This window comes from Frankia umida (assembly GCF_023242945.1).
GTDB lineage: Bacteria > Actinomycetota > Actinomycetes > Frankiales > Frankiaceae > Frankia > Frankia umida.
In genome coordinates, this window is the sequence record NZ_JALKFT010000013.1 from 1 (window position 1) to 5,882 (window position 5,882).

Genomic DNA, 5,882 nt, shown 5'->3' on the forward strand with positions numbered 1-5,882 from the left:
ATGTTCTCGCGGCGGGGCTCGCCGTGATCGCCTGCGGAGACGGAGTGAGACCACCCCACTCCTAGCAGTGGGGAGGCGTCTGTCAGTGAAACAGGAAAACCTGCCCGCGAGGGTGGGAATCCCCGGTCTTCAGGCCGGGGAGGATGTCAAGTGTCCACCGTCGAGGACGAGCAGGCTGTCGGCGTCGGCGGCCAGCCGCAGGTCGTGGGTGACGACGAGGACGGTGCGCAGGGCGGCGAGCCCGCGGAGGGTGTGGACCAGGCGTTCGGCGGTGCGGTCGTCCAGGCCGGCGGTGGGTTCGTCCAGGACGAGGACGGGGGAGTCGCGCAGCAGGGCACGGGCGATCGCGACGCGGCGGCGTTGGCCTCCGGAAAGCAGCCGTCCGCCCTGGCCGAGGTGGCTGTCGTAGCCGTTCGGCAGAGCACGGGCGAAGGTGTCGACGCCGGCGGCCCGCGCGGTCGCGAGGACCTGGGGCTCGGTGGCGTCCGGGATGCCCCAGGTCAGGTTCGCCCAGAGGGTGCCGTCAAGCAGCGGGCTGTCCTGGGCGACGACGGTGACCGCCCGGCGCAGTGAGGCGAGGGTGAGGGAACGAAGATCGTAGCCGTCGAGCAGGATGTGACCGGAGTTCGGATCGCGCAGGCGGACCAGCAGCGTTGTGATCGTCGACTTGCCCGCGCCACTACCGCCGGTGAGCACCGTGAGCTGGCCGGGGCGCAACACGAACGACACCTGGTCAAGCACCGGGGTGGATGCCGCGGGGAACCGGACGCTGACCCGGTCGAAGCGGACCTGCCCGTGGACGCGGTGCGGCTCACCCGCGTCGGGGGCGTCACGCACCTCCACCGGATGGTCAAGCAACTCGAGTATCCGGTCGCCGGACGCGGTGGCGGCGCCGATCGACACGACCAGGGTGCCCAGTTCCTGAACCGGGCCGTACAGATAGCCGAGGAAGCCGGCGAACGACAGCAGACCGCCGAGGGTGAGCCGTCCGGTGGAGATCTCCCAGCTGCCCACACCGAGAACGGCCAGGACGAACACCGTCTCCAGCAGCGTGGCCAGGACCGCGTTCGCCGTGGCGACCCGGTAGGCGACCAGCCGCGCGTCGAACCAGGCCACGCCGTGGCGGCGTAGCCGGCGGTGTTCGTGGGCGGCCATCCCGTGCGTCTGCACCAGGGCGGCCGCGCTGATGTTCTCCTCGACGACGGCGGCGAGCTGCCCCTCGGCGACCCGCTGCCGCTCGGCGGCGATCTGCACCCGGGCGGTGAGCCGGCGGGTCAGCAGCCAGTACAGCGGCGCGGCGGCGCAGGCCAGCAACGCCAGATCCCAGCGCAGCAGAAATGCGGCCGCAGTGAAACAGATCACCCCGGTGACGGCGGTCGCGATTTCCACCAGACCACTTCCGGCGAGTTCGTCGACGGCATCCAGATCCGAATCGAACCGGGTCAGCAGATCACCGGCGGGTATCGCGGCGAAGAATGCGGGTGAAAGGACGTGCAGCCGCGCCAGCATCGCCTCACGCAGGTCCGCCAACAGCCGCCCGGACGCCCGTGCCTGCAGCAGATGACCGGCGTAACTGGCCGCCGCACCGGCGACGGCGACGACCAGCCAGGCCGTCGCCGGCCCGAGGAAGCGGTGGGTCGCCCCGTGCACCAGGGCCTCGTCGGTGAGCCGCCCGAACAGCCACACGGTCGTGGTCTGCGCGGCGGTGCTGACGAGCAGCAGCAGCGCGGCGGCGACGAAGAGGCCCTGATGTGGCCGGGCGAACGGCCGCAGCCGCCGTAGCACCCGGGCGATCCGCCCCGAGCGGTGCGTGCCGGTGCTCCCCGCGCGTCGTCCACCCATGTCGCCGGCCTCCTGCCGGTGCCCTGCTGCCCTGCGCTCAGCGCACTCGCCGCGGCCGGCCGGCCGGCGGGCCGGTGGGGCCGGTGGGGCCGGTCCGGAGCTGGCCGCACCGCGGGCAGGCTCCGGACCGGCGCCGGAAATCTTTTCCGGTCCCTAACGGGGGAGTTTCCCGGGGAAGTGCTTCGGCAGTGGCTTACGGGCCTTCTTCGGCGGCTTCGGCGGTGGCGGAAGAATCTTCTTCAGCGGCATTGTCGACGTCCTTTCTCGCAAGCCGGCCGTATTGCCGGCGTGACGCCACGTTAGCCGTGATATCGCTTGATTCCCTGTGGATCGGCTGGGTGTTGCTGTGCCTTGTCTGTGCGGCGCGGCGTCTGTGCTGGTAGATGTGTGGGTGGTGCACACAAAGCCAGCCGGTCCGAGATCCCCGAACGGAGTCCCCCGATGAGCTCACAGTTCCGCACTCTGACGGTCGATCGAGACAACGCCGTGGCACGTATCACACTGAATCGTCCGGACGCGGCGAACGGCATCACCCAGGAACTGGCCGCGGAGCTGGCCCAGGCCGCCTATGACGCCGCGGGCGATCCGTCCGTGCGCGCCGTGCTGCTGACCGGCGCCGGACGTTTCTTCTGCGCCGGTGGCGACGTGAAGGAGATGGTCGGCTACGGCGATCGGGCCGAGGCGGAGATGAAGAAGCTCGCTGATCTGCTGCACCGGGCCGTCACGACCTTCGCCCGGATGGACGTGCCGCTGGTCGTCGCGGTGAACGGGGTGACCGCGGGCGCCGGCATCGGGCTCGCCGTCCTCGGCGATCTGGTCCTGGCCGCGGAGTCGGCGACGTTCACCCTGGCCTACTCGAACGTCGGGCTCAGCCCGGACGGCGCCACGTCCTATGCGCTGCCGCGGCTGATCGGCCTGCGCCGCACCCAGGAGCTGATGTTCACCAACCGTCGGCTGTCGGCGGCCGAGGCCTGCGAGTGGGGTCTGGTCACCCGGGTCGTGCCGGCGCAGGATCTCGAGGCGGAGGCGACGGAGCTCGCCCGGCGGGTCGCGGCCGGGTCGGCGGACGCGCATCGCACGATCCGTCGGCTGCTCGCCGCCACCTACGACAACGGGCTGGAGAGCCAACTGGAGCTGGAGGCCCGTGGCATCTCCGCCTGCGCCGGCGGTGACGGCAGGGAGGGCGCGGCCGCCTTCGTCGAGAAGCGGGCACCGAAGTTCGTCTGAGCCGGTCCGCTCAGACGATCGGGTCGGGGGCGGGGGCGCCATCGCGCGGCGCGGGGGTCGCGCCCGCGACATCGGGCACCAGCGGGCGCGGGCCCGCGGGTTCGGGTGCCGCGGGCACGAGAGCTCCCCGGATGACCGCCCAGCGCAGCAACGGTGGTGCCATCACCGAGGTGGCGACGGCGACCAGCACCACCACCGTGTAGCCGGCGGGGCTGATCACCCCGAGGCGCAGGCCGGTACCGGCGACGACGATCTCCACCACGCCGCGGGCGTTCATGCCGGCGCCGATCGCCAACGCCTCCCAGTGGCCGAGCCGGCTGCGCCGTGCCCCGAGGTAGGCGCCCAGGAACTTGCCCGCCACCGCCACCGCCAGCACCACGGCGGCCGCGGCCAGCACCGTCGGCCGAGCGAGGGCGCTCAGATCCACCCGCAGCCCCGCCAGGGCGAAGAACAGCGGGGCGAGGACCCCGGTGACGACCAGGCGCAGCGGCCCGACCAGGCGTGGATCGAACGACCGGCGTGACCCGATGACCATGCCCACGACGAACGCGCCGAAGATGGCCTCGAGTCTCAGCGCCTGGGTCGCGGCGGCCCCGCCGATGATCAGCACCGCACAGGTCAGGCTGACCGTCGCGGCCGGCGAGTCGCCGGTGGCACGGCGGCGGGTGCTCCACGACAGGGCCACCTCGGCCACGGGGCGTCCCAGCACGATCGCCACCGCGACCGTCGCCGCCACCGAGCCCACCGAGACCAGGACGTCCCCGGCGCGCACCCCGGTCGTCGCGAGCGCCGACACCACCGAGAGCAGAAGCCATCCGACGGCGTCGTCCACGGTGCCGGCGGCGAGGGTGAGCTGGCCGATGCGATGCTGCAGCAGGTTCAGATCAACGAGAATCCGGGCGATCACCGGGATGGCGCTGACCGCCATCGCGACGCCGAGGAACAGCGCGAACACCTCGGTGTCGGCTGTCGCGGACAGCAGGCCGGACGGCAGGAGCAGGCCGGTGGCCACGCCGAGCCCCAGGGGGATGAGCAGCCCGCCAAGACTGATCCGCACGGCCGTGCGGCCCCGACGCAGGACAGCGCCGACATCCATCTCCGTGCCGGTCATCCCGACGAAAAGAATCACGCCGAGCTGCCCGACCGCCTCCAGGAGATGGAACCGGTCGGGATCGGTGGGCAGTAGCCAGTGCGCCGCGTCCGGGGCGGCCTTCGCGAACACCGACGGCCCGAGCAGGATCCCGGTGGCCAGTTCACCGACAATGACCGGCAGCCCGACGCGCTGCGCCAGCCGGCCCAGGACCAGCGCCCCGCCCAGCAACGCGGTGATCCCGAGCAGGAACACGAGCAGATCGTGTGGTGGGATCGCGGCGATCGGTTTCGCCTGCTCGGCGAGATGGGCCAACGCGGCCCCGCTACCCGGACGGTCACTGCTCACCCTCGAGCCTCCCTGGGTGCAGGCGTGCGAAGTCGACCAGTATCGGGGGAGTCGCGCGCTGCACAGTATGGCAGTCCGGTGGTCCGCCCGATGTCCTTTTTCGGCATGCGCATCCGGGCGCGGAGTCGGTGGATTGTGAATTTTCAAGCGCATTGTGCGGGACGGCGGAGAATGCGCCGAAAGTCGCCATGGGATGATCTCCGCGAGCGTGGCCCGGGTGTGGTCCGAGCGGGAGAATGGGGCGGTGTCCCGACCTGAGCCCGCCCGCCCGCGACCGACCCACTTCGACCTGGTGCGCACGCCGACCTTCGCCGGTGCCGCGCTTCACCGGGACGAACATCTGCGTCGTGACCCCGACCGGCAGAAGGAGGGTTGGGCGAGCGCGCGGGTGCTCTTCGTCGATCCTGACGGGCTGCTCGCGGTGATCCGCTCCGAGTCGCGGCTGTGGACCCGCGTGGGTGCGGAGCTGGCCGGCTCGCCGCCGGAGGAGGCGATGCTGCTCGGTGAGGCCGACGGCACCGCCTACTGGGTGCTGTGCGGCGCGCAGGAGCAGGCCGGCGCCGGGCCGGAGATCGAATGGTTGAACGGGCACGCGGTGGGCGGTGAGACGGGCCCCTTGGACGGCGCCCTGCTGGCCGCCGCCGTCGGTCTGCGCAACTGGCATGACCGGTCCCGGTTCTGCACCCGGGACGGTTCGCCGACCACACCGGTCAACGCCGGTTGGGCCCGGACGTGCGAGGCCGCCGGGCATGAGGAGTACCCGCGCACGGACCCCGCGGTGATCGTGCTCGTCCACGATGGCGGCGACCAGGTTCTGCTCGGACGGCATCGGGCCTGGCCACCCGGCCGGTTCTCGGTCCTCGCCGGTTTCGTCGAGGCCGGCGAGTCGCTGGAGTCCTGTGTCGCGCGCGAGATCGCCGAGGAGGTCGGGGTCACCGTCCGCGACATCCGCTACCTGGGCAGCCAGGCCTGGCCGTTCCCCCGGTCACTCATGATCGGATTCCACGCCCTGGCCGATCCGGACCAGCCACTGAACGTGGACGAGACCGAGATCCGCGAGGCCCGCTGGGTGCACCGCGACGAGCTGCGCGAGGCACTCGCCCGCGGCGAATGGCGAGCCGCCCCACGCACCCGCACCCTCAACCGCGCCACGATGGCCGCCGACACCTCCACCGAGGCCGAGCCCTCCCCGCTGCTGCTGCCGGGCCAGGTCTCCATCGCCCGCAACATGATCGAATCCTGGGTTCTCGCAGGCTGATCCCGGTTCCCGCCCCGGCCCGCCCCGGTTCCCGTTCTGGCCCGGTTCCCGTTCTGGCCCGGTTCCCGTTCTGGCCCGGTTCCCGTTCTGGCCCGGTTCCCGTTCTGGCCCGGTTCC

Annotated in this window: 4 protein-coding genes; 2 read left to right on the top strand and 2 right to left on the bottom strand. The window is 71.9% G+C overall.

From position 1 onward, the window contains the following. Nucleotides 1–129 precede the first annotated feature (129 nt). On the bottom strand, nucleotides 130–1,842 hold the full coding sequence (locus MXD59_RS14190) for an ABC transporter ATP-binding protein (RefSeq protein WP_248825231.1): 1,713 nt from the start codon (nucleotides 1,840–1,842) through the stop codon (nucleotides 130–132). Nucleotides 1,843–2,283: 441 nt separating this feature from the next. On the opposite strand from MXD59_RS14190, the gene MXD59_RS14195 reads away from it, so the two are divergent. Continuing rightward, a complete protein-coding gene (locus MXD59_RS14195) occupies nucleotides 2,284–3,069 on the top strand; it encodes an enoyl-CoA hydratase/isomerase family protein (RefSeq protein ID WP_163550840.1) in 786 nt (261 codons plus the stop codon). 10 nt (nucleotides 3,070–3,079) lie between these two features. On the opposite strand, the gene MXD59_RS14200 is transcribed toward MXD59_RS14195, so the two are convergent. Next, nucleotides 3,080–4,507: a cation:proton antiporter gene (locus tag MXD59_RS14200; protein ID WP_248825232.1), complete on the bottom strand. Its 1,428-nt coding sequence runs from the start codon at nucleotides 4,505–4,507 to the stop codon at nucleotides 3,080–3,082. A 244-nt stretch (nucleotides 4,508–4,751) separates the two neighbouring features. Between MXD59_RS14200 and nudC the strand changes: the two genes are divergently transcribed. Beyond that, nucleotides 4,752–5,765, top strand: a complete 1,014-nt coding sequence (nudC, locus tag MXD59_RS14205) for an NAD(+) diphosphatase (RefSeq protein WP_248825233.1) — start codon at nucleotides 4,752–4,754, stop codon at nucleotides 5,763–5,765. The last annotated feature ends 117 nt before the right edge of the window (nucleotides 5,766–5,882 follow it).